Genomic DNA, 23,593 nt, shown 5'->3' on the forward strand with positions numbered 1-23,593 from the left:
GGCGTTAAAGGCGTACGGGAACGTACGACGTGAAACAGGAGTCCTGCAACACATGAGTGACGAGCCGCAGCCGCAGCAGCCGACCGAGGGCTCACCAGGAAGGCCCCAGGCGGGTGACGGAGGAAGTGGCCCGGAAGGCACGGAAGCCAAGGAAGGGAAGGAGGGCAAGAAGGTGAAGCGACCGAGGCGCACCGGCTGGCGCCGCCTCCTGCCGACCTGGCGGATGGTGCTCGGCACGTTCGTCCTCGGCGTCCTGCTGATCGTCGGCCTGTTCTTCCTCGGCTACTCGATGGTCAAGATCCCACCGGCCAACGCGCTCGCCACCAAGCAGTCCAACGTCTACCTCTACGCCGACGGCACCGAGATCGCCCGCGACGGCACCGTCAACCGCGAGAACGTCGACCTCGCGCAGATCTCCAAGGACGCCCAGCACGCCGTCCTGGCCGCCGAGGACCGCGACTTCTACACCGAGTCCGCCATCGACCCCAAGGCGATGCTCCGGGCCGGCTGGAACACCGCCCTCGGCAAGGGCAAGCAGTCCGGCTCCACGATCACCCAGCAGTACGTGAAGAACTACTACCTCGCGCAGGAACAGACCGTCACCCGCAAGGTGAAGGAGTTCTTCATCTCGATCAAGCTGGACCGCGAGAAGTCCAAGGACGCCATCCTCGAGGGCTACCTCAACACCAGCTACTTCGGCCGCAACGCCTACGGCATGCAGGCCGCCGCCAAGGCCTACTACGGCGTCGCCGCGAGCAACCTCACCCCCGCCCAGGGCGCCTACCTCGCCGCGCTGGTCAACGCGCCCAGCGAGTACGACGTCATCGCCCACCCCGAGAACAAGGCCGCCGCGCAGGCCCGTTGGAACTACGTCCTCGACGGCATGGTCACCAAGGGCTGGCTCAGCCAGGCGGCGCGCACCGGCATGAAGTTCCCCACCCCCAAGGAGACCTCCGGCGCCGACACCGGCATGTCCGGTCAGCGCGGCTACCTCGTCAACGCGATCAAGGACTACCTGCGCGAGAACAAGATCGTCACCCAGGACGAGCTCGACTCCGGCGGCTACCGCATCACCACCACCCTGCAGAAGTCCAAGCAGGACGCCTTCGTCGACGCCGTCAAGGACAAGCTGATGGCCAAGCTCGACCCGAAGGAACGCAAGGTCGACTCCTACGTCCGCGCGGGCGGCGCCGCCGTCGACCCCAAGACCGGCAAGGTCCTCGCCCTGTACGGCGGCATCGACTACGTCAAGCAGTACACCAACAACGCCACCCGCCGGGACTTCCAGGTCGGCTCCACCTTCAAGCCGTTCGTGTTCACCTCGGCCGTCGAGAACGACTCCACCACCCAGGACAACCGCCGGATCACCCCGAACACGATCTACGACGGCACCAACAAGCGCCCCATCCAGGGCTGGAGCGGCGGCACCTACGCCCCCGAGAACGAGGACTACTTCAACTACGGCAACATCAACGTGCGCACCGCCACCGACAAGTCGGTCAACTCGGTGTACGCGCAGATGGCCGTCGACGTCGGCCCCGCCAAGGTCAAGCAGACCGCGATCGACCTCGGCCTGCCGACCGCCACCCCCGACCTCCAGCCCTACCCCTCCATCGCCCTCGGCACGGCCAACGCCAGCGTCCTGGACATGGCGGAGGCGTACGCCACCCTCGCCAACCACGGCAAGCACGGCGTGTACACGCTGATCGACAAGGTCACCAAGGACGGCTCCGACGTCATGGAGCTGCCCACGCCCAAGGCCTCCCAGGTCGTCAGCCGCGAGGCCGCCGACACCACGACCGCCATGCTGCAGAGCGTCGTCGAGAACGGCACCGCCACCGAGGCCCAGGCCGCCGGCCGCCCCACCGCCGGCAAGACCGGCACCGCCGAGGACGACCAGGCCGCCTGGTTCGCCGGCTACACCCCCGACCTCGCCACCGTCGTCGCCGTCATGGGCCAGGATCCGCAGACCGCCCACCACAAGTCCCTCAAGGGCGCCATGGGCCTGCCCCGCATCAACGGCGGCGGCGCGCCCACCCAGATCTGGGCCCAGTTCACCAAGAACGCCCTGAAGGGCACCCCCGTCTCGGACTTCAACCTCAAGATCCAGGAGGGCAGCGAGGAGTCCGCCTACCCGTCCACCCCGCCCTCCTCCAAGGACGACACCTCCGGCGACACGAACGACGACGGCACGACCGGCGACACCACCAAGGGCCAGACGCAGGGCCAGGGCGAGACCCCCGGCCAGACGAACGGCGCCACGACGGCCGGCAGCACGACCGGGAACACCGGCGGCCCGGCGACCACGCCCCCCGCCGACGGCGGCGCCACGAGCGGGACCGCGGACGGCGGCACGGGCGACGGCGGCGCGGCGGACGGGGGGACGGGCGACGGCGGCGCGACCACCGACGGCGCGACCGGAGACCCCGGCACCTCCTCGGGCACCACAGCCGGCCCCCAGCTGACGGCCACGGGCTGGGACTGACCTCGGCGCGCGTCCGGCAAAACGACGGCGGAAAGGGCCGGTGACGATGGTCACCGGCCCTTTCCGCCGTCGTTCAGAGGTTTCCGGAGGTTCTACCGGAGGTTCTACCGGAGGTTCTAGAGGTACAGGCCGGTGGTGTCCTCGGACCCCTCGAACCGGTCCGCCGCCACCGCGTGCAGATCCCGCTCCCGCATCAGCACGTACGCGACGCCCCGCACCTCGACCTCCGCACGGTCCTCCGGGTCGTACAACACCCGGTCCCCCGGCTCCACGGTCCGTACGTTCTGCCCCACCGCGACGACCTCCGCCCAGGCCAGCCGGCGACCGACGGCCGCGGTGGCGGGAATCAGAATGCCGCCACCCGAACGCCGCTCGCCCTCGCCGGTCTCCTGCTTCACGAGCACACGGTCGTGCAGCATCCGGATGGGCAGCTTGTCGTGCTGGGAACTGTGGTCGTTTCTGTTGGCGCTCACCCCACTGAACCTACCTGCCCGAAGCGGATCCGTGAGCCGGCGGGGGCAGGCGGAACGGTGTACGCCCTCAGCCCCTGCGGCGCCGCCCGCTGAGCGCGAGCAGCCCCACGACCCCGACGACCACGAGCGCCACGGGCACGACCCGCTCCAGCCGAGGCGCGCCCTCGCCGTCCACGAACTGCGCCCTCACCTCGGTCACGACCCGGTTGACCTGCACATAGGCCTTCCCGAGGGTGTGATCGACGTTGGCGACGACCTTCGCCTTGGCGTCCCCGACGATGGTCTTCGGATGCACCCGCACCCCGATCTCGTCCAGCGTCTCCGCCAGCACCTCGCGGCGGGCCCTGATGTCCGCCTCGATCTGCGCCGGGGTTCTGGTGTCCGACGTCTCCGCCACGGTAAGGCCTCCGAAGTCAGCTGTGTCTTGTTCCGCACAGTCTGTCAGCTCCGCCCGTCACCGCACTGTCAGGACCCCCGGTTACGCTGGACCGATGAGCGAGCGACTCCAGCCCGGGGACGTGGCCCCCGCCTTCACCCTCCCGGACGCCGACGGCAACGAGGTGTCCCTGTCGGACCACAAGGGCCGCAAGGTCATCGTCTACTTCTACCCGGCCGCCCTGACCCCCGGCTGCACGAAGCAGGCCTGCGACTTCACCGACAACCTCGAGCTCCTGGCCGGCGCCGGGTACGACGTCATCGGCATCTCCCCGGACAGCCCCGAGAAGCTGGGCAGGTTCCGCGACAAGGAGTCCCTGAAGGTCACCCTCCTGGCCGACCCCGAGAAGACCGTCACCGAGGCCTATGCCGCGTACGGCGAGAAGAAGAACTACGGCAAGACGTACCTGGGCGTCATCCGCTCCACGATCGTCGTCGACGAAGAGGGCAAGGTCGAACGAGCCCTGTACAACGTCCGCGCGACGGGCCACGTAGCCAAGATCATCAAGGACCTGGGCATCTGAACCCCTGATCCTCTGCCCCAACTGCCATACGGTCACCAGTGCCTGATGCAGGGGAAGCAGAGGGCGGCAGCCATCTCCCGGTACGATTGCAGTCGACCAGCGGCGGTGGTGCAATGGCGACACAGCAGACTTAGGATCTGTGGCCCTTGATTGGGCTTGAGGGTTCGAATCCCTTCCGCCGCACACGAACGGCCTGCGAATCGAAAGATCGATCCGCAGGCCGCTTCTGTGCCCGCTCAGTCCAACAGCTCCCGAACCACCGGTACCAAGCCCCTGAACGCCTTGCCGCGGTGGCTGATCGCGTTCTTTTCCGTCGGGGTCAGTTCCGCGCAGGTGCGGGTGTCGCCGTCCGGCTGGAGGATCGGGTCGTAGCCGAAGCCGTTCGTGCCGGTCGGGGTGTGGCGGAGTACGCCTCTCAGGCGGCCCTCGACCACCCTCTCCCTTCCGTCCGGCAGCGCGAGTGCCGCCGCGCAGGCGAAGTGGGCGCCCCGGTGTTCGTCGGCGATGTCCGCGAGCTGGGCCAGGAGGAGTTCCAGGTTGGCCTTGTCGTCGCCGTGGGCGCCGGACCAGCGGGCCGAGAAGACGCCGGGCGCGCCGCCCAGGACGTCGACGCAGAGCCCGGAGTCGTCGGCGACCGCCGGGAGGCCCGTCGCCCGGGCCAGGGCGTGGGCTTTCAGGAGGGCGTTCTCGGCGAACGTCACTCCGGTTTCCTTGACGTCGGGGATCTCGGGGTAGGCGTCCGCGCCGACGAGGTCGTGGGGCAGGCCTGCGTCGGCGAGGATCGACCTGAGTTCGGTGATCTTTCCGGCGTTGCGGGTGGCGAGGATCAGGCGGGTCATGGCCCCCAGTATCCCCAGTTCCGCCGGGGGCTTCTCAGGGCCTGTCCTACGGGGTGCAGACCTTCGTGAGTTCGCCCGCCGCGTCGGTGACCGGGCTGAGGTCGGGGGTGTTGTCGCCGTTCTTGACGGACGTGCGGACGTTGTCCACGGCCTTGCGGAGGTCGTCGACGGCCTTGTTGACGTCGGCGTTGTCCGTCTTGTCGCCTATCTGGTCGAGGTTGTTCTCGATGGAGGTCAGCGACTCGTCGGTCTGGGTGGGGTCCTTCGCGGCGTTCTCCACGGCCTGCTGGAGGTCGGTGACGCTGTCGGCGATGGAGTCGGCGGTCTGGACGCAGTCCAGGGCCTTGTTGACCGCGTCGCAGCCGGTCGCCGTCAGTCCCACGGTGAGGGCGACGGCGGCCGCGGCGGTGGCGATGACGGTACGGCGACGCCGGTGCGGGCGTGGGCTCGCGGCCGTGGACATAACTGTGTTCCTCCCCTTGGTCAGGCCCAGGAGGCCCCCGTTGACGTACGTACTGCCCAAGACGCCCGGGCGGGCGGGCCGGTTGCTCGCGCCCGCCGCTCCGTCGGCGTGCCCTTGGTGTTCCCTTTACTTTTCCAGGACCGTATCAAGTGCCGTGCGCTGCAGGACAGTGAGTTCTGCGCAGCCGGAAACGGCCAGGTCGAGAAGGGAGTTGAGCTCCTCGCGGGCGAACGGCTCGGCTTCGGCGGTGCCTTGGACCTCGACGAAGCGGCCGTCGCCGGTGCAGACGACGTTCATGTCGGTCTCGGCGCGGACGTCTTCCTCGTAGCGCAGGTCCAGCAGGGGCACTCCTCCCACGATGCCGACCGAGACCGCGGACACGGTGCCGGTGAGGGGTTGCCGTCCGGCCTTGATCAGCTTCTTGCCCTGGGCCCAGGTGATCGCGTCGGCGAGCGCCACGTACGCGCCGGTGATGGCGGCCGTGCGGGTGCCGCCGTCGGCCTGGAGGACGTCGCAGTCGAGGACGATGGTGTTCTCGCCGAGCGCCTTGTAGTCGATCACCGCGCGCAGGGAGCGGCCGATGAGGCGGGAGATCTCGTGGGTGCGGCCGCCGATCTTGCCGCGGACGGACTCGCGGTCGCCGCGGGTGTTGGTGGCGCGGGGGAGCATGGAGTACTCCGCGGTGACCCAGCCCTCGCCGCTGCCCTTGCGCCAGCGGGGGACGCCTTCGGTGACGGAGGCGGTGCAGAAGACCTTCGTGTCGCCGAAGGAGACGAGGACGGAGCCCTCGGCGTGCTTGCTCCAGCCGCGTTCGATCGTCACGGGGCGGAGCTGTTCGGGGGTGCGGCCGTCGATTCGAGACATGGCGCTGAGCCTAGCCGCCCTACGGAGGGGCTCTCGTGGCAGGAAGGGTCTCAGAAGTGCCACGCGCGGAACGCCTCACCGCCCGCGAGAGCCAAGGAAGCCGAACATGAATACCGTCATTCACCTATGGGGGTGAACGCGAGGGAATCGACGTACTGACGTACACAAGTCGCACGTATGGTCCAGTTGCGGAAGCGGGCTGGCCGGGCGTGGTGCGACGACGGACAACGGGGGCGACGGCGTGGCAAGGACGAAGCAGGCGAACAACTCCGGGAATGCCCGGTACACCTACCGATTGCGGGTGTCGTCGACGGCCCGCTCGAGGATCCTGGCGGAGTGGGACCGGTGCCGGTGGATCTGGAACGAGTGCGTGGCCCGCTCCGAGAAGGCACACAGGGACGGGGAGGAGTGCGGCCCGGCCCGGCTGGATCGGATGCTGACCGTGGCTAGAGCCGTCACGCCGTGGCTGGCCGAGGGTGCCAGCGTGCCACAGCAGCAGGTGGTCCGCGACTTCGGCAGGTCCCGCGCGAAGGGGCTGAAAGACATCAAGGACCGGCTGCCGATGAAGCGGAGGGCCGGACTGCCGCGGCACAAAGGTAAGCGGACGTCCGACCCGAGTCTGAACTACACGCGGCGCGGCTTCCGGCTGAAGGACGGCCGGCTGCATCTGGCAGGCGGGATCGTCCTGAGCGTGGTGTGGTCCCGGGGTCTGCCCGCCGAGCCATCGTCAGTACGGGTGTACCGGGACAGCGTTGGCGATTGGTACGCCTCGTTCGTCGTCGGCGCACGGATAGAGCCGTTGCACGCGACCGGCCGGGTGCTCGGTGTGGACTGGGGCGTGAAGGAGATTGCGACCACCACGTCCGATGCCCACGACCTCCCGCACCCCGAGCATGGCAGGAAGGCCAAGGGGAAGCTATGTCGGTACGACCGGATGATGGCCCGCCGCAAACCCGAGAAGGGGCAGGCCGCTTCGAGGGGCTATCAGGAGGCGAAGCGATGGCGGGCGAAAAGCTACCGGAAGATCGCCCGACAACGGCAGGACCGTGCCCGCAAGTGGGCCAAGAAGGTCGTACGCGACCATGACGCCATAGCCGTGGAGAACTTCCGGCCGAGGTTCCTCGCGAAGGGGTCGATGGCGCGCAAGGCGGCGGACGCCGCGATCGGCACCACCAAGCAGGCCCTGATCGAGATGGGTCGCAAGCATGGGCGGGATGTACGCCTCGTCGATCCCGCCCACTCCACCATGGACTGCGGCAGGTGCGGAGCGAGAGCCAAGCACGCCCTGCCGCTGTCAGAGCGCACCTACACCTGCACCGCGTGCGGAGCCGTGTCCCCCAGAGACAAGAACTCCGCCCGCGTGATGCTTGCCCGGGCAGGTCTGACCCCGGCTGGTGTCGAGGGCGTAAGGCTTCCTGGAGCGACGCTCCAGGAAGCGGCCTGAGCCAGGAATTCCTTTCCCTTCAGGGGGCGGGAAGCAGTCAAATCATGTCTTCGATCTCCGCGGCGATGGGGTCGGCGTCGGTGCCGATGACGACCTGGATGGCGGTGCCCATCTTGACGACGCCGTGTGCGCCGGCGGCCTTCAGGGCGGCTTCGTCGACCTTGGTCGGGTCGACGACCTCGGTGCGCAGGCGGGTGATGCAGCCCTCGATCTCTTCGATGTTGTCGAGACCGCCGAGTCCGGCGACGATCTTCTCAGCCTTGGTGGCCATGTTCCGTCTCCCTGAATTCCCTGATGCGAACCGCGATCCGAGCCGCTTTGTCGCAGTAACCCACAGTTGGCCCAACTTTGCGAGCGATCGTTTCGTGCGTGACTGAGGATGACGTCACGCAAGCCCAATCGTCCGTAACTGGTCTACACCACCTGACAGGCGGTCGCCAAACGTGAGTTCCGAGAGCGCCGAGTCCGAGGCCCGCCCAGCGCGTCGGCGCTGGCACGGGGTGTACCAGGGGCTGCAGAAGATGGGGCGCAGTCTGCAGCTGCCGATCGCGGTGCTGCCGGCCGCGGGCATCCTCAACCGGCTGGGCCAGCCCGATGTGTTCGGGGACGACGGGTTGGGCTGGACGAACGTCTCGAAGGTGATGGCCGGCGCGGGCGGTGCGCTGCTCAACTCCGAGTTGGGGCTGCCGATGCTGTTCTGCGTGGGTGTGGCCATCGGAATGGCGAAGAAGGCGGACGGTTCGACGGCGCTGGCGGCGGTGGCCGGGTTCCTCGTCTACTACAACGTGTTGCGTCAGTTCCCGAAGGACTGCCCTGCGGGGGCGAAGGCCGTGCCGGGCGTCGGCTGTCTGGCGTCGGTCGACCAGACCGTGACGGCGTTCACGTTCCAGAATCCCGGGGTGTTCGGCGGGATCGTGATGGGGCTGCTGTCGGCGTTCTTCTGGCAGCGGTATCACCGGACGAGGCTGGTGGACTGGCTGGGCTTCTTCAACGGGCGTCGGCTCGTGCCGATCGTCATGGCGTTCGTGGCGATCGCGTTCGCCGCGTCGTGTCTGTGGATCTGGCCGCCGATCGGCGACGGCCTGGAGAACTTCAGCGACTGACTGGACGGGCTGGACGCGTGGGGGGCGGGCATCTTCGGCGTCGCGAACCGTGCGCTGCTCGTCATCGGCCTGCACCAGTTCCTGAACGTGCCCATCTGGTTCCAGTTCGGCAGTTTCACGAAGCCGGACGGGACGGTCGTGCACGGTGACATCAACATGTTCCTGGCGGGCGATCCGGACGCGGGGCAGTTCACGTCCGGTTTCTTCCCGATCATGATGTTCGCGCTGCCTGCGGCGGCGCTCGCGATCACGCACTGTGCGCGGCCGGAGCGTCGTAAGGAGATCGGCGGTCTGATGCTGTCGGTGGCGCTGACGTCGTTCGTCACGGGCATCACCGAGCCGATCGAGTACTCGTTCCTGTTCGTCGCGCCCGCGTTGTACGCGGTGCACGCGGTGCTGACGGGGGTGTCGATGGCGGTGACGTGGGGGCTCGGCGTGCACGACGGCTTCAGTTTCTCGGCCGGGCTCATCGACTACGTCATCAACTGGAACCTGGCGACGAAGCCGTGGGCGATGATCCCGATCGGGCTGTGTTTCGCCGGGGTCTACTACGTGATCTTCCGTTTCGCGATCACGAAATTCGATCTGAGGACGCCGGGGCGGGAGCCGGAGGAGGAGCGGGAGGACGTCACGAAGGCGTAGCTGAACGTAGTCCCAGGATCACGGGAACCGTGGGTTCCTTATGCCACCTTCATCGTGCTACAACATGGTCTACACCACTGAGTGGTGTAGACCACCACCCGATGGAGGAAGTCTATGAGCACCGCCACCGCGCCCACGGCGGCCCCCACGAAGAAGTGGGGATCCGGCCTGTTCCAGGGCCTGCAGAAGGTCGGCCGCAGCCTGCAGCTGCCCATCGCCGTACTGCCGGCTGCGGGCCTTCTGCTCCGACTCGGCCAAGCGGACTCCCAGGAGAGGTTCCACATCCCCGCCGATGTGGCGAAGGTGTTCGCCGGAGCCGGCGGTGCCCTGCTGGACAGCTCCTTCGGTTTGCCCCTGCTGTTCTGCATAGGCGTGGCCGTCGGCTTCGCAAAGAAGGCCGACGGCTCGACGGCGCTGGCCGCCGTAGTCGGATTCCTGACCTACTACGCGGTGATCCATCAGTACCCGATCAAGGACGGCCACGAGGGCGCCACCTACACGGCAACCGGACTGGGCGGCGGCTTCTGGCAAAAGGGCAACGAGGCCGCCCAGGCGGCGACCTTCCAGAACCCAGGCGTGCTCGGCGGCATCATCCTCGGCCTCCTGACGGCGGTCCTCTGGCAGCGCTACCACCGCAAGAAGCTCGTCGACTGGCTCGGCTTCTTCAACGGCCGCCGACTCGTGCCGATCATCACGGCCGCCCTCGGCACCGTGCTCGGTGTTCTGGTTGTCCTGGGCTGGCAGCCCATCGGTGACGTCATCACCAACTTCGGCGAGTGGATGACCGGTCTGGGCTCCTTCGGCGCCGCTCTCTTCGGCCTCATCAACCGCGCGCTGATCCCGATCGGCATGCACCAGTTCGTGAACTCGGTGGCCTGGTTCCAGATCGGCGACTTCACCAACTCCGCCGGCACGGTCTTCCACGGCGACCTGCCGCGCTTCTTCGGTGGTGACCCGTCCGCCGGAATGTTCATGACGGGCTTCTTCCCGATCATGATGTTCGGCCTGCCGGCCGCGGCCCTGGCCATCGCGCACTCCGCCCGTCCCGAGCGCCGCAAGGCGGTGCTGGGCATGATGATGTCGATGGCCCTGACCTCCTTCGTCACTGGTGTCACCGAGCCCATCGAGTTCACCTTCATGTTCATCGCGCCGGTGCTGTACGCCATCCACGCGGTTCTCACCGCGGTCTCGATGGCCGTGACCTGGGCCCTGGGCATGCACATGGGCTTCAGCTTCTCGGCCGGCTTCATCGACGTCTTCATCAACTGGGGCATCTCCACCAAGCCCTGGCTGCTGATCCCCGTCGGCCTGGTCTTCGGCGCGATCTACTACTTCGTCTTCCGCTTCGCCATCACCAAGTTCAACCTCCCCACGCCGGGCCGCGAGTCCGACGAGGAACTCGAGGAGCTGCAGCAGGCGGAGGCGAAGTAGGACTCTTCAGCAGCACGAAGGCCCCCGGAGCCCTGAACTGCTCCGGGGGCCTCGTCGTGTACGACGTGCGGGTACGGCGTGCTAGATGTCGTACGACTTCCGGGGCGCCGCCAGTTCGACCGGGCCGTCGAACACCTCGCGGGCGTCGGCCAGGTTGATCTGGGGGTCGGTCCACGGCGGAATGTGGGTCAGCACCAGCTTGCGCGCACCCGCCCGGCTCGCCGCCTCGCCCGCCTCACGGCCGTTGAGGTGCAGGTCGGGGATGTTCTCCTTGCCGTGGGTGAAGGCGGCCTCGCACAGGAACAGGTCGGTGTCGCGGGCGAGTTCCTCCAGCGCCGGGCTGACGCCGGTGTCGCCGGAGTAGGTCAGCGACCGGCCGCCGTGCTCGACGCGGATGCCGTACGCCTCCACCGGGTGCGCCACGCGTTCGGTGTGCACGGTGAACGGGCCGATGTCGAAGGTGGACGGCTTGACCGTGTGGAAGTCGAAGACCTCGCTCATGGAGGAGGCCGACGGGGTGTCGGCGTAGGCCGTGGTCAGGCGGTGCTCCGTGCCTTCCGGGCCGTAGACCGGGATCGGGGCGCAGCGCCCGCCGTCGTGCCGGTAGTAGCGTGCGACGAAGTACGCGCACATGTCGATGCAGTGGTCGGCGTGCAGATGACTCAGGAAGATCGCGTCGAGGTCGTAGAGACCGCAGTGGCGCTGCAGCTCGCCCAGGGCGCCGTTGCCCATGTCGAGCAGCAGCCGGAAGCCGTCGGCCTCGACGAGGTAGCTCGAGCAGGCCGATTCCGCGGACGGGAACGACCCCGAGCAGCCGACGACGGTGAGCTTCATGAAACAGAAACCTCCGCTGGCGGGAAACCCAGAGGTACCGATGAGTACCGGGAAGGATCCGGGGGACGGGTCGGGAACGAATGATCGTCAAAGGGGGGCGACAGGGGTCGTGCGGTCCGTCGAGCGTAAGGCGCAAAACCCCGGGTCGCTCCTCCGCCAGGGGCCGTTGTGGGCGAACTCACCTGTGGTGTCACCGGTTCGGCTGGACCGGCGGCGCGTGAGGCGGGCGAAGGGCGCGCGGTGGTGGGCGCGCGCCGGTAACGTCGTCGTATGGACACGTCCTGGTGGCTCGCGCTCGCGGCGGTGGTACTGCTCGCGGTCGTCGCCACGCTCGTGGACGGCTGGGGGCGGGGGCATCGTCAGCAGCGGCGCAGGACCCGTCCGCCGGGCCGGCCCACCGGGCGGGCGACGGGCCGGGCGACGCGCGGACGCGGCGTCGCCGCGGGGCATCCTCAGCCCGCGGAGATCTGGTGGGCGGACGTTCCGTTCGAGGACGGGCCGGGTGCCAAGGACCGGCCGTGTCTGGTGCTGATGGTGCGCGGGGACCGGGTGACCGTCGCGAAGATCACCAGCAAGTACCACGACGAGCGGGCCGGGGTGATCCCGCTGCCGCCGGGCGCCGTCGGGGACGCGCAGGGGCGGCCGAGTTTTCTGGAGACCGACGAGCTGCGTCAGATCCCGGTGCGGGACTTCCGGCGCCGGGTGGGAGTGGTGGACCCGGTCCTGTGGGACCAGGTCCGCCACCTGGCCTGCTGAGGCCGAGCCCGCTCATCGCGGCTGCACGGTCACGGTGACGCTCCATTCCGTGATGCCTTTGCAGGACATCTGCCCCTGGCCGGTGGGTTCGGCGCACAACGGGCGGGTGGCGGTGAGGCGGGCGGTGCCGGCGGCCACCGCGTCGTAGGCGGCGAGGGCGTCGCCCGGCGGGGCGCCGATGCCCGCGTTGGTCGCCTTGAGGACGTCGCCGGCAGCGGGGACGGCGGTCCACGGTCGGGCCTCGGTGCCGTCCAGGTCGAGGCGCAGTCGCCCGCCCACCCGCAGACAGACCGTACGGCCGTCGTCGGCGGCGGTGAGCTGGGCGGGCGTCTGCTTCGACGCCGTGCAGCCCTGGTCGGCGGCCGTCGGGGGCGTCGTGGTCGGGGCCGTGGAGACCGCGCCGTCGTGGTTCTCGGCGCCGCAGCCCGCGAGGAGGAACGCCGTCGCCGTGAGGGCCGCGACGGCGGTCGTGCGGTGGAACGTCGTACGGCGCATGGGGTCGCCGCCTTCCTGCTGTGTGGGAGGGGGAGGTGCCCGGACTCCGGTGTGACGTTTCTCCCGAGCATCCGGCTCCCTCTCTTCCCCTCCCACACGCACACGCACACGCACAGGCGCAGGCGCAGGCGCAGGCGGGATCAGCCGGTCGTCACCGCCGTGTCGTCGATGACGAAGCTGGTCTGGAGCGAGGAGTCCTCTGCGCCGGTGAACTTCAGCGTGACCGTGGAGCCCGCGTACGAGGACAGGTCCAGGGACTTCTGGCTGTAGCCGGTGGCCGCGTTGAGGTTGGAGTAGGTCGCCAGGGTCGTCGAGCCCGCGGTGACCGTCAGCTTGTCGTAGGCGGTGCCGGTGGAGGTCTCCGCGCTGTCGACGTGCAGGTAGAAGGTGAACGTCGCCTTGCAGCCGCTCGGGACGGTCACCGACTGGGACAGCGTGTCGGTGTGGCTGGAGCCGTAGCCGTCGAGCCATGCCTTGTAGGAGCCGGCGTGCGCCGCCTCACCGCTGGAGTCGGTGATGACTCCCGAGCTCGCGGTCCACGTGGTGTTGCCGGACTCGAAGCCCGGGTTGCCCAGGAGCTGCGCCGAGGTGCATGTGCCGCCGCCGGAGGTGCTCACCGTCCAGGTGAAGGACGCCGAGCCGGACGCGCCGGTGCTGTCGGAGGCGGTGACGGTGACGGAGTACGTGCCGGCCGTGCTCGCCGTACCGGAGATCAGTCCGGTCGAGCTGCTGATCGACAGGCCGGTCGGCAGGCCGGACGCACTGTAGGTGAGGGTCGCGCCCGCGCTGTCACTGGCGCTGATCTGCAGGCTGACCGAGCTGCCGGTGGTCGTGGAACGGCTGCCGGGGTTGGTGACGGTCACCGTGTTGCCGGTGCCGGCGCCGGAGGCGAAGGCGGCGGTGCCGTTGGGGGTGCCCCAGCCGGTGGGGCCGTCGTAGCCGGCGCCGGCGGTGCAGAAGTACGAGGTCGAGCAGGAGCCGTTGTTGCCGCTGGTGACGTCGTAGAGGCTGCTCGTGTGGGAGTAGGGGTACTTCGCCGGGTAGTCGCCGGCACCCGGGGTTCCGGCGAGGGCGTACACGCCCGCGATGATGGGCGCGGAGGCGCTGGTGCCGCCGTAGACCGCCCAGCCGGAGCCGCCGTAGGTGTCGTAGACCGCCACGCCGGTGGCCGGGTCGGCGACGGCGGAGACGTCGGCCTCCATGCGCTTGGAGCAGCCGGTGTCGGTCTGCCAGCTCGGCTTGGCGTCGTACGCGGAGCAGCCGGAGCCGGTGCCCTCGGTGCTGGACGTCTTCCACACGGACTCGGTCCAGCCGCGGGAGTTGGAGGACGTGGAGAGCGCGGTGCCGCCGACGGCCGTCACGTACTGGGAGGTCGCCGGGTACTCGGCGCCGTAGGCGGAGTCGCCGGAGGAGACGGTGATGGCGACGCCCGGGTGCTTGAAGTACTGGGTGTCCTCGCTGGTCTGGGAGGAGGACTCGGCGCCGCCCCAGCTGTTGGAGACGACCTTCGCGCCCAGCGCGACGGCCTCGTTCTCGGCGATGCCCAGGTCGGAGTCGTTCGCCGAACTGGCCTCCACGAGGACGATGTTGCAGTTCGGGCAGACGGCGCTGACCATGTCGATGTCCAGCGCCTCCTCACCCGCCCAGCCGGTGTCGTTGGAGGGCAGCGAGGTGGTGGAGCCGGTCTGGCCGACCTGCTTGAAGCAGCCGTTGGCCTTGGTGCAGGCCGAGAGGCCGTACGTCGAGCGGTAGGTGGCGAGGTCGGACGCGGCGTTGGGGTCGTTGTAGGCGTCGACCACGGCGACGGTCAGGCCCGAGCCGCCGGTCGAGGGCAGGTTGTAGGCGCTGTGCAGGTTGGCGGGGCTGAGGCCGGAGGGCGCGGCGGCGGCGAGCGCGGAGGCGAGCTTCTGCTTGATGTCGGTGCGGCGCTGGGCGAAGCAGGACGCGTGGCCGGGCGCGGCGGTGGCGCACAGGCGGGTGGTGGGGACCTGCTGGCCGGCCTTGCCGGTGGGGTGGACGGTCTGCCGCTCGGGGGCGGTGAGGGCCTGCGTGTTCTGGGTGACGCGGGAGGGGTGTGCGGCGGCCGGGGCGGGTTGGGCGCCTGCGGACGGTGCGGCCATGAGCCCTGCGACGGTGAGGGTGAGGGCGGGCACGGCGACGGTCAGGAGTCTTCGCAGGCTCCGTCTCCGCTTGCTCGGGTGTGACTCACGCATGGGGTGCTGCCTCCATCGGTGGGGTCGAGCTGATGGGCAGGCCCGTGACGCGCGTAGCGGCGGCAGCCGCGCAGTCATGAGCATGACATTGCGAACATGGTCGACACCCCGCGTGTCGAGTGAGCGTGACATGTCAGGGTGCGCGCCGAACGTAGCCCCGCAGGTGCGGCGAGCGGCAGTGCCGAAGGGAGTTCTTTGCCGCCCTATGGACAGCGTTTAGCCCCCTCGTAGGAGGGGGCTGACGCGCGGTTGATCAGCTCTATGCCCGCCCTACGCCCAGAGCTGGCCCTGAAGGGTCTCGATCGCTTCCTCGGTCGTGGCCGCCGTGTAGACGCCCGTCGAGAGGTACTTCCAGCCGCCGTCCGCCACGAGGAACGCGATGTCGGCGCTCTCCCCCGCCTTCAGCGCCTTCCTGCCGACGCCGATCGCGGCGTGCAGGGCCGCGCCGGTGGAGACGCCCGCGAAGATGCCCTCCTGCTGGAGGAGTTCCCGGGTGCGGGTCACGGCGTCCGCCGAGCCGACCGAGAAGCGGGTGGTGAGGACGGAGGCGTCGTAGAGCTCGGGTACGAAGCCCTCGTCGAGGTTGCGCAGGCCGTAGACCAGGTCGTCGTAGCGCGGCTCGGCGGCGACGATCTTCACGTCCGGTTTGTGCTCGCGGAGGTAGCGGCCGACGCCCATGAGGGTGCCGGTCGTGCCGAGGCCGGCCACGAAGTGCGTGATCGAGGGGAGGTCGGCGAGGATCTCCGGGCCGGTCGTCGCGTAGTGGGCGCCGGCGTTGTCGGGGTTGCCGTACTGGTAGAGCATCACCCAGTCGGGGTGCTCGGCGGCGAGTTCCTTGGCGACGCGGACGGCGGTGTTGGAGCCGCCCGCGGCCGGGGAGGAGATGATCTCGGCGCCCCACATGCCGAGCAGGTCCCGGCGTTCCTGCGAGGTGTTCTCGGGCATCACGCAGACCATGCGGTAGCCCTTGAGCTTGGCCGCCATGGCCAGCGAGATGCCGGTGTTGCCGGAGGTCGGCTCCAGGATGGTGCAGCCGGGGGTGAGGCGGCCGTCCTTCTCCGCCTGTTCGACCATGTGCAGGGCGGGGCGGTCCTTCACCGAGCCGGTGGGGTTGCGGTCCTCCAGCTTGGCCCAGATGCGGACGTCGGCGGACGGCGAGAGCCGCGGCAGGCGCACCAGAGGGGTGTTGCCCACCGCGGCCAACGGGGAGTCGTAGCGCATGGCCGGTCTGCCGGCCTAGGCCATGCCGCCGGCCACGGCCGGCAGGATCGTCACGGTGTCGCCGTCGGTCAGCTTGGTGTCGATGCCGTCGACGAAGCGGACGTCCTCGTCGTTGAGGTACACGTTCACGAAGCGGCGCAGCTTGCCGTCGTCCACGATGCGGGCGTGGATGCCCGCATGCCGGGTCTCGAGGTCGGTGAACAGGTCGGCGAGGGTGTCACCGCTGCCCTCCACCGCCTTCTGACCGTCGGTGTACTGGCGGAGGATGGTCGGGATGCGGACCTCGATGGCCATGGCTCAGGGCTCCTGTCGGGAGGAAGGTGCGGTGCGGGCAGCGCGGAAAACGTGCATGTTGGCGCCGCGGCTCACGGCCGTACGGCGGCAGGGCCTGCGTCAACAGATGGCGCTGGCGAGCCTGCACAGGTCGACGTGCAGCCGCGCCACGAGCAGTGCGCCCGGCGTCTTCTCGCTCACGTCGTTCAAAACCATGGGCTCATCGTATCGATTCCCGGTCCGCGCCCAGGAGTGTGATCCCACATGGTGGACGTTATCGGGCCGGGGAGTGAGACCGGGGCTCCGATGCCCAGGTGACGGCTCAAGCGGAGGCCCGTCGCACCAGTTGTGTGGGGACGACCACGGAGGACACCTCGGACGCCACGTGCACGACTCCTTCCGCCGCCCCGCCGGCCACGCCGCCCGCCGCCCTGTCCCGCATCAGCAGCTGTGCCATCAGCCGGCCCATCGGCCCATGGCCCATCCCATCTCCTTCACGTCCTGTTGACATCCTCCCCCTCTTAAAAGAGACGGATTCCAACCCGGTTGGGTTGAGGTTCACGGGCGTTCGAGCGGCTGGTGGCCGTTGTCGCCCCTCCGGCACCGGCTGTCCGCCGGGGGCGGGGGATCCCGCCCTGTCCTGCCGCGACGTTGTGGCTTGCGTTGGTGTCCGCGTTGCAGGTGAAGCCGCAGGACGAACAGACGAACTCGGCTTGGCTCTTGCGCGAGTTCTTGTCGATCCACCCGCAGGCACTGCACCGCAGACTTGTGTACGGGGCGGGTACGTCCTCGACCCGGCCGGGGGCCTTGTGCCCGGTGCGCCGGCGCAGCAGGCCCCAGCCCTGGGCGAGGATGGACCGGTTGAGGCCCGCCTTCTGCGCCACGTTCTTGCCGGGCTGCTCCACGGTTCCCTTCGCGGAGCGGGTCATGTTCTTGATGTTCAGCTTCTCGAAGCGGATCAGGTCGTAGGTGCGGGCGAGCACGGTGCTGGTCTTCTCGCACCAGTCCTTGCGCCGGTTCGCCTCCCGCGCCTTGAGCCTGGCGACCCTCGCGTGCCCGGCCGCCTTCAGGCCGCTGCCCCTCGGTGCGCGGGCGGCACGCCGCTGGTGCTTGCGGATCTGCGCCCGCTCCCTGACGGTGAGCTGCGGGCAGTTCAGCTTGCGGCCGTCGGAGAGGGCAGCGGTGACGGTGACACCCCGGTCGACGCCGATCACCCCGCTCCTGCCGGGCGACGGCACCGGGTCGGGGATGACGGCGAACGCGAGGTGCCACTGCCCGCCCCGGTAGGTGACCCTGAACGTCTTCGCGTCGGGCAGTCGCGCGCCCCTGCCCCTGCTGCTGAGGCGGAAGCGGACCCAGCCGCAGCCGGGCACCCTGACCCGAGCCCACCGCCGGTTCAGCCTCTGCACGACCACCGAGCGGCCCATCACCTGCCTGCCGGTCTTCGCGTTCAGCTTCGGCGACCCGTCCGCGCCGTACTCGGGGACGCGGTCGGTGCCGATGACGCGGAAGCCCTCGTGCAGGTGTTTCCTGCGCCAGGTCGGCTCACCGAACCCGGACGTGAAGCGAGCGTTCTTGGCCTTCGCGAAGTCCTTCAGCGCCTGCTGCTGCACGTCCGCGTTCCCGGCACCCAGCCACTCGTTGTCGCGCCGGGCCTCGGTGAGCTGACGGCACTGCTCGGCGAAACCGGGCGCGCTCTTACGCCACCGGCGCCAGTGCGCGTGCTGCTCGACGGCAAGGTTCCAGACATACCTCGCATGCGCGCAGTGCAGCAGCATCTGCCGCTCCTGCCCGCCCGTCGGGTACATCCGAAACCCATGCCGCGAACCTAGACCACACGTTCCCCGGCCGCGCACCTCATCGATCACTCTCACCCGTGCGAGTGACAACACCCCACCCACAACCCCCACCAACCGCAAGCCACCTCCCCCAAACCCCCCGGCATCCCGGACGGCGACACCGGATCGCCCCGACGACGACCCGGCTACCCCTGCCCCGCTCCACGGGACCAGGCATTCACCCCGGCCCTGAAGGACCGGGCACCCTGCCCGAAAGCCTGGTGGACAGAACACCTAGGGCGGGGCTAGACGACCGGCTTCCCGGAGAGGTCGACGCCGGCCTCGCGGAGTTCCTCCAGGGCGCGGTCGGTGGTCTCCTTGGCCACGCCCGCGGTGAGGTCCAGCAGGACCTGGGTGCGGAAGCCCTCGCGGGCCGCGTCCAGCGCGGTGGCGCGTACGCAGTGGTCGGTGGCGATGCCGACGACGTCCACCTCGTCGACCTGGCGGGCGCGCAGCCAGTCGCCCAGCTTGACGCCGTTCTCGTCGGCGCCCTCGAAGCCGCTGTAGGCGGCCGCGTAGGCGCCCTTGCTGAAGACGGCGTCGATGGCGCCGGAGGCGACGGCCGGGGCGAAGTTGGGGTGGAAGCCGACGCCCTCGGTGCCGGCGACGCAGTGCGCGGGCCAGGAGTGGACGTAGTCGGGGTTGTCCGCGAAGTGGCCGCCGGGGGCGATGTGGTGGTCGCGGGTGGCCACGACGTGCCGGTATCCGGCGGGGGCCTGCCCGATCAGCTCGGTGATCGCGGCGGCCACGTCGGCGCCGCCGGCCACCGCGAGACTGCCCCCCTCGCAGAAGTCGTTCTGCACGTCTACGACGATCAAGGCGCGGCGCATGGGCGGTGTCCTTCGACTGAGGTTGAAGTAATTGAGCCTAGAGACTTTGGCGGTCGGGCGGGAGGGGGCGTCGCCCGGTGTGTGCGCCGGGCGCGCGTCCTAGTTACCCGAGTTACCCGGGTGGTCCTGTACATACTCCGTGGGAATGACGGGTTCGCCGCGGGACAGCTGGGTGGCGGAGAGCGGGAGGCGGTCGAGGGCCGCCGTGTGACGGTCGCGGACGACGTCCAGGGGCTCGCGGGCGACGACCCGGCCGCCCTTGACCAGCTCGACGAGCAGTTGGTGGTCGGCCAGTTCGGCGGGGACCTCGCCGGTGCCGACGACCTCGGCCTCGGCGACGCCGTCCGCGTCGGGCCGGCGGGCCGCCCACTTGCGGCCGCCTATGGAGCTCTTGCCGCCGGAGGACTTCTTCGCGACCGGCAGCAGCGGGGCCCCGGGGTCGGCGGACTCGGCGCGGGCGACCAGCTTGTAGACCATGGAGCAGGTGGGGTGCCCGGAGCCGGTGACGAGCTGGGTGCCGACGCCGTAGGCGTCCACGGGGGCCGCGGCGAGGGAGGCGATGGCGTACTCGTCGAGGTCGGAGGTGACGATGATGCGCGTGTCGCGCGCGCCGAGCGCGTCGAGCTGCTGGCGGACCCGGTGGGCGACGAGGAGCAGGTCGCCGGAGTCGATGCGGACCGCGCCGAGCTCGGGTCCCGCCACCTCGACCGCCATGCGGACGGCCTCGGCGACGTCGTAGGTGTCCACGAGGAGGGTGGTGCCCCGGCCGAGGGAGTTCACCTGCGCCTGGAAGGCGTCCCGCTCATGGTCGTGGAGCAGGGTGAAGGCGTGGGCGCTGGTGCCGACGGTGGGGATGCCGTAGCGGAAGCCGGCGGCGAGGTCGGAGGTGGTGGTGAAGCCTCCGACGTAGGCGGCGCGGGAGGCGGCGACCGCGGCCAGTTCGTGGGTGCGGCGGGCGCCCATCTCGATCAGCGGGCGCCCGCCCGCGGCGGAGGACATGCGGGAGGCGGCGGCCGCGATCGCGGAGTCGTGGTTGAGGATGGAGAGGATCACGGTCTCCAGGAGCACGCACTCGGCGAAGGAGCCCTCGACCCGCATGATCGGCGAGCCCGGGAAGTACACCTCGCCCTCGGGGTAGCCCCAGACGTCACCCGAGAAGCGGTATCGGGCGAGCCAGTCCAGGGTCTCCGCGTCGACGATGCCGCGCTCGCGCAGGAAGCCCAGGACGTCGGCGTCGAAGCGGAAGTTCTCGACGGCGTCCAGGACCCGCCCGGTGCCGGCGACAACGCCGTAGCGCCGGCCGTCCGGCAGTCGCCGGGTGAAGACCTCGAACACGCTGCGCCGTTCGGCCGTGCCCGCCTTCAGGGCGGCCTGCAGCATCGTCAGCTCGTACTGGTCCGTGAAGAGCGCTGTCGAGGGAACCTCTACCGGCAGCCCAAGGTCCGCTGTGTTCATGGCAGGAGATGCTACACCCCTTTTCGTCGGTGTGACGATTTCCCGGATGCGTGGCAGCATGGGCGTTGTGACGTCACCCGCTCCCCTTGAGATCGAACGCACCGAATCGGCGGAGGAGGTCTTCGCCGTACCCGAGCCGGACGTCCCCTGGGTCACGATCGTCCACAACGACCCGGTCAACCTCATGAGCTATGTGACGTACGTCTTCCAGTCGTACTTCGGCTACTCCAAGGACAAGGCCACCAAGCTCATGCTCGACGTCCACCACAAGGGCCGGGCGGTCGTCTCCAGCGGCTCTCGCGAGGAGATGGAACGCGACGTGCAGGCCATGCACGGCTACGGCCTGTGGGCCACCCTCCAGCAGGACCGGAAGTAGCCTCCCCTCATATGCCTGGACACTTCGAACCGCTCCCCGGCGGCGGCGCGGCCGTCGCACTCGACGACGTCGAGATCTCCATCATCCGGTCGCTGGCCGTGCAGCTCCTGGAGCTGATCGGCCCCGGCCCCGCCGAGGACGCCCCCGACGACCCGCTCGCCGAGCTCTTCGCCGAGGGGCCGAGCGAGCCCCCCGCCGACCCGGTGCTGCGCCGGCTCTTCCCGGACGCCTACACCGACCCGGAGGGCACCCCGGGGCCGCAGCAGGCGGACGAGCAGAAGGCGCACTCCGCCGAGTTCCGCCGCTACACCGAGAACGACCTCAGGGCCGGCAAGCGCGAGAACGCCCTCGCCGTGGTGCGCTCGCTGGACACGCTGGCCGCCGAGGCGGCCGGTGAGGGCGGGGCGGTGCTGAAGCTGACCCCGCAGGAGTCCCAGCAGTGGCTGCGCGCGCTGAACGACCTGCGGCTCGCGATCGGCTCCCGGCTGGAGATCACCGACGAGGACGACACCGACCTGCTCTACCGGCTGCCGGACGAGGATCCGCGCAAGCCGATGGTGATGGCGTACCTGTGGCTGGGCGGGCTCCAGGAGACGCTCGTGACGACCCTTACGCCGTAGGACTTGTCCTGGTTCGTCCGCAGTCGCGTTCGCTCAGCGGACGCTCAAATCCGGATAACGATCACGTTACCTCCCCGGCCGGTTATACCGTCCGGGGATGCGTTTTGTCCGCTTCTTCCTGTGGTGTGCGCCACACGTCCCGCCGGTGATCAGTGTTGCGGGCGTGATAAATCTTCACGATCGCCCGGCGGACGCCACCCATGTCCCGCCGGGTGCGCCATATGGCCGGCGGACCGCCGGCCGGGCAGCTCCAGTACACGGGGGGATTCGAAGAAAGGCGCACAAACACATGACCTCCGCTCAGGTCGACAAGGACGACAAGAACGCCACGGAGAAGACCTCTGAAGAGGGGTACGAGCGCGGACTCGGCAGCCGCCAGGTCCAGATGATCGCGATCGGCGGCGCCATCGGCGTCGGTCTCTTCCTGGGCGCCGGCGCGAACATCGCCAAGGCCGGTCCCAGCCTCATCCTGATGTACGCGCTGGCGGGCGCGATCGTCTTCTTCATCATGCGGGCGCTCGGCGAGCTACTGCTGTACCGCCCGGTCTCGGGCTCGTTCGCGGAGTACTCCCGCGAGTTCCTCGGCCCGTTCTTCGGCTACTTCACCGGCTGGACGTACTGGCTGATGTGGGTCGTCACCGGCATGGCCGAGCTGACGGCCGCCGCGATCTACGTCAACTACTGGTTCCCGGCCGTCCACCAGTGGGTGACGGCGCTGGTGTTCCTGGTGATCCTCTTCGGGGTCAACCTGATCTCGGTGAAGGTCTTCGGGGAGCTGGAGTTCTGGTTCTCGATGGTCAAGGTCACGGCCCTGATCGGCATGATCGTGATCGGCCTCGGCGTGCTGACCTTCGGCTTCAGCAACGCCGGTGACACCGCCGCCGTCTCCAACCTGTGGGAGTTCGACGGCTTCTTCCCCAAGGGTGTCGGCTCCTCCCTGATGACCCTGCAGGGCGTCATGTTCGCCTACCTCGCCGTCGAGCTGGTCGGTGTGACGGCGGGCGAGTCGGAGAACCCGGAGAAGACGCTCCCCAAGGCCATCAACACGCTGCCGTGGCGCATCGCGCTGTTCTACGTCGGCGCGCTCACCGTCATCCTCTGCGTGGTGAAGTGGACCGAGTTCGCGGAGGGCGTCAGCCCCTTCGTGAAGGCGTTCGCGATGATCGGCATCCCGGCCGGCGCGGGCATCGTCAACTTCGTCGTGCTCACCGCGGCGCTGTCCTCCTGCAACTCCGGCATGTACTCCACGGGCCGCATGCTGCGGAACCTGGCCGAGAGCGGCGAGGCCCCGGCGGTCTTCAAGAAGCTGTCGTCGACCAAGACGCCCGCCTTCGGCATCACGGTCTCCGTCCTCTTCATGGGCATCGGCGTCGTCCTGAACTACGTCGTCCCCGAGAAGGCCTTCGGCTACGTCACCTCCGTCGCCACCGCGGCCGGCATCTGGACCTGGCTGATGATCCTGATCAGCCACGTCATGTACCGCCGCGCGGTCGTCGCGGGCCGGCTGCCCGCGTCCAGCTTCCCCGCGCCCGGCGGCTCGGCGTTCAGCTGGGTGGCCATCGTGTTCCTGCTCTTCGTCACCGGCCTGATCGCGTACGACGCCGACTCCCGCGTCTGTCTGTACGTGATGGCGGGCTGGGCCGCAGCGCTGGCCTGCGGCTGGGCCGTACTGAAGTGGCGCAACCCGGAGATCACGGATCGCCGCGAGCCGGAGCTGGAGAAAGTCGGCTAGGTCCTGTCCGGCGGATCAAGTCGGAGGAAAGCAGCGGCGTCTGTGAGCGCACGTGAGCGGGGCGTGGGGCGTCCAGATGCAAGGCGGAGGAGGGCGTCGACGCGATGGGGGTCCCCCCGCTCGAGCGCAGCCGAGAGTGGGGGAGTCGGCAACCGACGACAACGCCGCAGGTGGGCGTGCCACGCCCCGCGCCTCCGGCATGATCCGCCGGACAGGCCCTGGCGCCGCAGGAGGACGGCTGTCGGCC

24 protein-coding genes, 1 tRNA gene and 1 pseudogene are annotated in these 23,593 nt (G+C 69.4%); 10 read left to right on the forward strand and 16 right to left on the reverse strand.

Going from position 1 to position 23,593, the window contains the following annotated elements; translation table 11 throughout:
• The first annotated feature begins 52 nt into the window (after positions 1 to 52).
• Positions 53 to 2,485 carry a transglycosylase domain-containing protein gene (locus tag ACIBTS_RS25240; protein ID WP_399322343.1) on the forward strand — a complete coding sequence of 811 codons (2,433 nt, stop codon included), beginning with the start codon at positions 53 to 55 and terminating at the stop codon, positions 2,483 to 2,485.
• Between the two features lie 116 nt (positions 2,486 to 2,601).
• Here ACIBTS_RS25240 and ACIBTS_RS25245 read toward each other — a convergent pair whose 3' ends face one another.
• Together ACIBTS_RS25245 and ACIBTS_RS25250 are read right to left on the reverse strand one after the other, a co-directional pair.
• A complete protein-coding gene (locus ACIBTS_RS25245) occupies positions 2,602 to 2,904 on the reverse strand; it encodes a co-chaperone GroES (RefSeq protein WP_244373722.1) in 303 nt (100 codons plus the stop codon).
• 121 nt (positions 2,905 to 3,025) lie between these two features.
• Positions 3,026 to 3,355: a DUF3618 domain-containing protein gene (locus tag ACIBTS_RS25250; RefSeq protein ID WP_334579552.1), complete on the reverse strand. Its 330-nt coding sequence runs from the start codon at positions 3,353 to 3,355 to the stop codon at positions 3,026 to 3,028.
• 94 nt (positions 3,356 to 3,449) lie between these two features.
• Here ACIBTS_RS25250 and bcp point away from each other — a divergent pair, with 94 nt between their 5' ends.
• Both bcp and ACIBTS_RS25260 read left to right on the forward strand, forming a co-directional pair.
• Positions 3,450 to 3,917, forward strand: coding sequence for a thioredoxin-dependent thiol peroxidase (gene bcp, locus ACIBTS_RS25255; RefSeq protein ID WP_399322344.1), 468 nt, complete (start codon positions 3,450 to 3,452; stop codon positions 3,915 to 3,917).
• Positions 3,918 to 4,016: 99 nt separating this feature from the next.
• Positions 4,017 to 4,100: transfer RNA gene (locus ACIBTS_RS25260), tRNA-Leu, on the forward strand.
• 53 nt (positions 4,101 to 4,153) lie between these two features.
• Here ACIBTS_RS25260 and rdgB read toward each other — a convergent pair.
• The 3 genes from rdgB to rph form a co-directional block, all read right to left on the reverse strand.
• Entirely contained in the window at positions 4,154 to 4,756 is a 603-nt protein-coding gene (gene rdgB / locus ACIBTS_RS25265; RefSeq protein ID WP_399322346.1) for an RdgB/HAM1 family non-canonical purine NTP pyrophosphatase, read from the reverse strand.
• 46 nt (positions 4,757 to 4,802) lie between these two features.
• Positions 4,803 to 5,219 (reverse strand): hypothetical protein, encoded by a 417-nt coding sequence (locus tag ACIBTS_RS25270; protein WP_399322348.1) that lies wholly within the window; start codon positions 5,217 to 5,219, stop codon positions 4,803 to 4,805.
• Between the two features lie 126 nt (positions 5,220 to 5,345).
• Positions 5,346 to 6,083 (reverse strand): ribonuclease PH, encoded by a 738-nt coding sequence (gene rph, locus ACIBTS_RS25275; protein ID WP_079661972.1) that lies wholly within the window; start codon positions 6,081 to 6,083, stop codon positions 5,346 to 5,348.
• A gap of 241 nt (positions 6,084 to 6,324) precedes the next feature.
• Between rph and ACIBTS_RS25280 the strand changes: the two genes are divergently transcribed.
• Entirely contained in the window at positions 6,325 to 7,527 is a 1,203-nt protein-coding gene (locus ACIBTS_RS25280; protein WP_399322349.1) for an RNA-guided endonuclease InsQ/TnpB family protein, read from the forward strand.
• A 37-nt stretch (positions 7,528 to 7,564) separates the two neighbouring features.
• On the opposite strand, the gene ACIBTS_RS25285 is transcribed toward ACIBTS_RS25280, so the two are convergent.
• Positions 7,565 to 7,798, reverse strand: a complete 234-nt coding sequence (locus ACIBTS_RS25285; protein ID WP_399322351.1) for a glucose PTS transporter subunit EIIB — start codon at positions 7,796 to 7,798, stop codon at positions 7,565 to 7,567.
• 250 nt (positions 7,799 to 8,048) lie between these two features.
• Between ACIBTS_RS25285 and ACIBTS_RS25290 the strand changes: the two are divergent.
• A pseudogene (locus ACIBTS_RS25290) lies at positions 8,049 to 9,272 on the forward strand (PTS transporter subunit EIIC).
• A 114-nt stretch (positions 9,273 to 9,386) separates the two neighbouring features.
• Entirely contained in the window at positions 9,387 to 10,703 is a 1,317-nt protein-coding gene (locus tag ACIBTS_RS25295; RefSeq protein WP_399322353.1) for a PTS transporter subunit EIIC, read from the forward strand.
• Between the two features lie 81 nt (positions 10,704 to 10,784).
• On the opposite strand, the gene ACIBTS_RS25300 is transcribed toward ACIBTS_RS25295, so the two are convergent.
• Positions 10,785 to 11,537, reverse strand: a complete 753-nt coding sequence (locus ACIBTS_RS25300) for an MBL fold metallo-hydrolase (RefSeq protein ID WP_399322355.1) — start codon at positions 11,535 to 11,537, stop codon at positions 10,785 to 10,787.
• Positions 11,538 to 11,807: 270 nt separating this feature from the next.
• Here ACIBTS_RS25300 and ACIBTS_RS25305 point away from each other — a divergent pair, with 270 nt between their 5' ends.
• Positions 11,808 to 12,293, forward strand: a complete 486-nt coding sequence (locus ACIBTS_RS25305) for a type II toxin-antitoxin system PemK/MazF family toxin (RefSeq protein WP_399322357.1) — start codon at positions 11,808 to 11,810, stop codon at positions 12,291 to 12,293.
• Between the two features lie 12 nt (positions 12,294 to 12,305).
• On the opposite strand, the gene ACIBTS_RS25310 is transcribed toward ACIBTS_RS25305, so the two are convergent.
• From ACIBTS_RS25310 to ACIBTS_RS25350, 9 genes are all read right to left on the reverse strand, one after another.
• Positions 12,306 to 12,788, reverse strand: a complete 483-nt coding sequence (locus ACIBTS_RS25310) for a hypothetical protein (RefSeq protein WP_399322358.1) — start codon at positions 12,786 to 12,788, stop codon at positions 12,306 to 12,308.
• A gap of 140 nt (positions 12,789 to 12,928) precedes the next feature.
• On the reverse strand, positions 12,929 to 15,001 hold the full coding sequence (locus ACIBTS_RS25315; RefSeq protein WP_399322360.1) for a putative Ig domain-containing protein: 2,073 nt from the start codon (positions 14,999 to 15,001) through the stop codon (positions 12,929 to 12,931).
• Positions 15,002 to 15,271: 270 nt separating this feature from the next.
• On the reverse strand, positions 15,272 to 16,222 hold the full coding sequence (locus ACIBTS_RS25320; RefSeq protein WP_319672079.1) for a cysteine synthase: 951 nt from the start codon (positions 16,220 to 16,222) through the stop codon (positions 15,272 to 15,274).
• A gap of 15 nt (positions 16,223 to 16,237) precedes the next feature.
• Positions 16,238 to 16,516: a MoaD/ThiS family protein gene (locus ACIBTS_RS25325; RefSeq protein ID WP_079661963.1), complete on the reverse strand. Its 279-nt coding sequence runs from the start codon at positions 16,514 to 16,516 to the stop codon at positions 16,238 to 16,240.
• A 99-nt stretch (positions 16,517 to 16,615) separates the two neighbouring features.
• Complete coding sequence (locus ACIBTS_RS25330) at positions 16,616 to 16,711, reverse strand: putative leader peptide (RefSeq protein ID WP_020132206.1); 96 nt, start codon at positions 16,709 to 16,711, stop codon at positions 16,616 to 16,618.
• A gap of 106 nt (positions 16,712 to 16,817) precedes the next feature.
• Positions 16,818 to 16,979, reverse strand: a complete 162-nt coding sequence (locus tag ACIBTS_RS25335) for a hypothetical protein (protein ID WP_399322362.1) — start codon at positions 16,977 to 16,979, stop codon at positions 16,818 to 16,820.
• A gap of 37 nt (positions 16,980 to 17,016) precedes the next feature.
• A complete protein-coding gene (locus ACIBTS_RS25340) occupies positions 17,017 to 18,273 on the reverse strand; it encodes an RNA-guided endonuclease InsQ/TnpB family protein (protein WP_399322364.1) in 1,257 nt (418 codons plus the stop codon).
• Positions 18,274 to 18,578: 305 nt separating this feature from the next.
• Positions 18,579 to 19,163, reverse strand: a complete 585-nt coding sequence (locus ACIBTS_RS25345) for an isochorismatase family protein (RefSeq protein WP_079661961.1) — start codon at positions 19,161 to 19,163, stop codon at positions 18,579 to 18,581.
• A 99-nt stretch (positions 19,164 to 19,262) separates the two neighbouring features.
• Positions 19,263 to 20,618 carry a nicotinate phosphoribosyltransferase gene (locus tag ACIBTS_RS25350; protein WP_399322366.1) on the reverse strand — a complete coding sequence of 452 codons (1,356 nt, stop codon included), beginning with the start codon at positions 20,616 to 20,618 and terminating at the stop codon, positions 19,263 to 19,265.
• A 58-nt stretch (positions 20,619 to 20,676) separates the two neighbouring features.
• Between ACIBTS_RS25350 and clpS the strand changes: the two genes are divergently transcribed.
• The 3 genes from clpS (at position 20,677) to ACIBTS_RS25365 (ending at position 23,346) form a co-directional block, all read left to right on the forward strand.
• Positions 20,677 to 20,994, forward strand: coding sequence for an ATP-dependent Clp protease adapter ClpS (gene clpS, locus ACIBTS_RS25355; protein WP_079661959.1), 318 nt, complete (start codon positions 20,677 to 20,679; stop codon positions 20,992 to 20,994).
• An 11-nt stretch (positions 20,995 to 21,005) separates the two neighbouring features.
• Complete coding sequence (locus ACIBTS_RS25360) at positions 21,006 to 21,614, forward strand: DUF2017 domain-containing protein (protein WP_319343730.1); 609 nt, start codon at positions 21,006 to 21,008, stop codon at positions 21,612 to 21,614.
• A 289-nt stretch (positions 21,615 to 21,903) separates the two neighbouring features.
• Positions 21,904 to 23,346, forward strand: coding sequence for an amino acid permease (locus tag ACIBTS_RS25365; RefSeq protein WP_399322368.1), 1,443 nt, complete (start codon positions 21,904 to 21,906; stop codon positions 23,344 to 23,346).
• Positions 23,347 to 23,593 lie beyond the last annotated feature (247 nt).

The organism is Streptomyces sp. NPDC050121 (assembly GCF_044460385.1).
GTDB classification, from domain to species: domain Bacteria; phylum Actinomycetota; class Actinomycetes; order Streptomycetales; family Streptomycetaceae; genus Streptomyces; species Streptomyces soliscabiei.

Coding starts and splice junctions, on each gene's coding strand:
- ACIBTS_RS25240 (WP_399322343.1), top strand. CDS start 53: ATGAGTGACGAGCCGCAGCCGCAGCAGCCGACCGAGGGCTCACCAGGA.
- ACIBTS_RS25245 (WP_244373722.1), bottom strand. CDS start 2,904: ATGCTGCACGACCGTGTGCTCGTGAAGCAGGAGACCGGCGAGGGCGAG.
- bcp (WP_399322344.1), top strand. CDS start 3,450: ATGAGCGAGCGACTCCAGCCCGGGGACGTGGCCCCCGCCTTCACCCTC.
- rdgB (WP_399322346.1), bottom strand. CDS start 4,756: ATGACCCGCCTGATCCTCGCCACCCGCAACGCCGGAAAGATCACCGAA.
- ACIBTS_RS25270 (WP_399322348.1), bottom strand. CDS start 5,219: ATGTCCACGGCCGCGAGCCCACGCCCGCACCGGCGTCGCCGTACCGTC.
- rph (WP_079661972.1), bottom strand. CDS start 6,083: ATGTCTCGAATCGACGGCCGCACCCCCGAACAGCTCCGCCCCGTGACG.
- ACIBTS_RS25285 (WP_399322351.1), bottom strand. CDS start 7,798: ATGGCCACCAAGGCTGAGAAGATCGTCGCCGGACTCGGCGGTCTCGAC.
- ACIBTS_RS25295 (WP_399322353.1), top strand. CDS start 9,387: ATGAGCACCGCCACCGCGCCCACGGCGGCCCCCACGAAGAAGTGGGGA.
- ACIBTS_RS25300 (WP_399322355.1), bottom strand. CDS start 11,537: ATGAAGCTCACCGTCGTCGGCTGCTCGGGGTCGTTCCCGTCCGCGGAA.
- ACIBTS_RS25305 (WP_399322357.1), top strand. CDS start 11,808: ATGGACACGTCCTGGTGGCTCGCGCTCGCGGCGGTGGTACTGCTCGCG.
- ACIBTS_RS25310 (WP_399322358.1), bottom strand. CDS start 12,788: ATGCGCCGTACGACGTTCCACCGCACGACCGCCGTCGCGGCCCTCACG.
- ACIBTS_RS25315 (WP_399322360.1), bottom strand. CDS start 15,001: ATGCGTGAGTCACACCCGAGCAAGCGGAGACGGAGCCTGCGAAGACTC.
- ACIBTS_RS25320 (WP_319672079.1), bottom strand. CDS start 16,222: ATGCGCTACGACTCCCCGTTGGCCGCGGTGGGCAACACCCCTCTGGTG.
- ACIBTS_RS25325 (WP_079661963.1), bottom strand. CDS start 16,516: ATGGCCATCGAGGTCCGCATCCCGACCATCCTCCGCCAGTACACCGAC.
- ACIBTS_RS25330 (WP_020132206.1), bottom strand. CDS start 16,711: ATGGTTTTGAACGACGTGAGCGAGAAGACGCCGGGCGCACTGCTCGTG.
- ACIBTS_RS25335 (WP_399322362.1), bottom strand. CDS start 16,979: ATGGGCCATGGGCCGATGGGCCGGCTGATGGCACAGCTGCTGATGCGG.
- ACIBTS_RS25340 (WP_399322364.1), bottom strand. CDS start 18,273: ATGCTGCTGCACTGCGCGCATGCGAGGTATGTCTGGAACCTTGCCGTC.
- ACIBTS_RS25345 (WP_079661961.1), bottom strand. CDS start 19,163: ATGCGCCGCGCCTTGATCGTCGTAGACGTGCAGAACGACTTCTGCGAG.
- ACIBTS_RS25350 (WP_399322366.1), bottom strand. CDS start 20,618: ATGAACACAGCGGACCTTGGGCTGCCGGTAGAGGTTCCCTCGACAGCG.
- clpS (WP_079661959.1), top strand. CDS start 20,677: ATGGGCGTTGTGACGTCACCCGCTCCCCTTGAGATCGAACGCACCGAA.
- ACIBTS_RS25360 (WP_319343730.1), top strand. CDS start 21,006: ATGCCTGGACACTTCGAACCGCTCCCCGGCGGCGGCGCGGCCGTCGCA.
- ACIBTS_RS25365 (WP_399322368.1), top strand. CDS start 21,904: ATGACCTCCGCTCAGGTCGACAAGGACGACAAGAACGCCACGGAGAAG.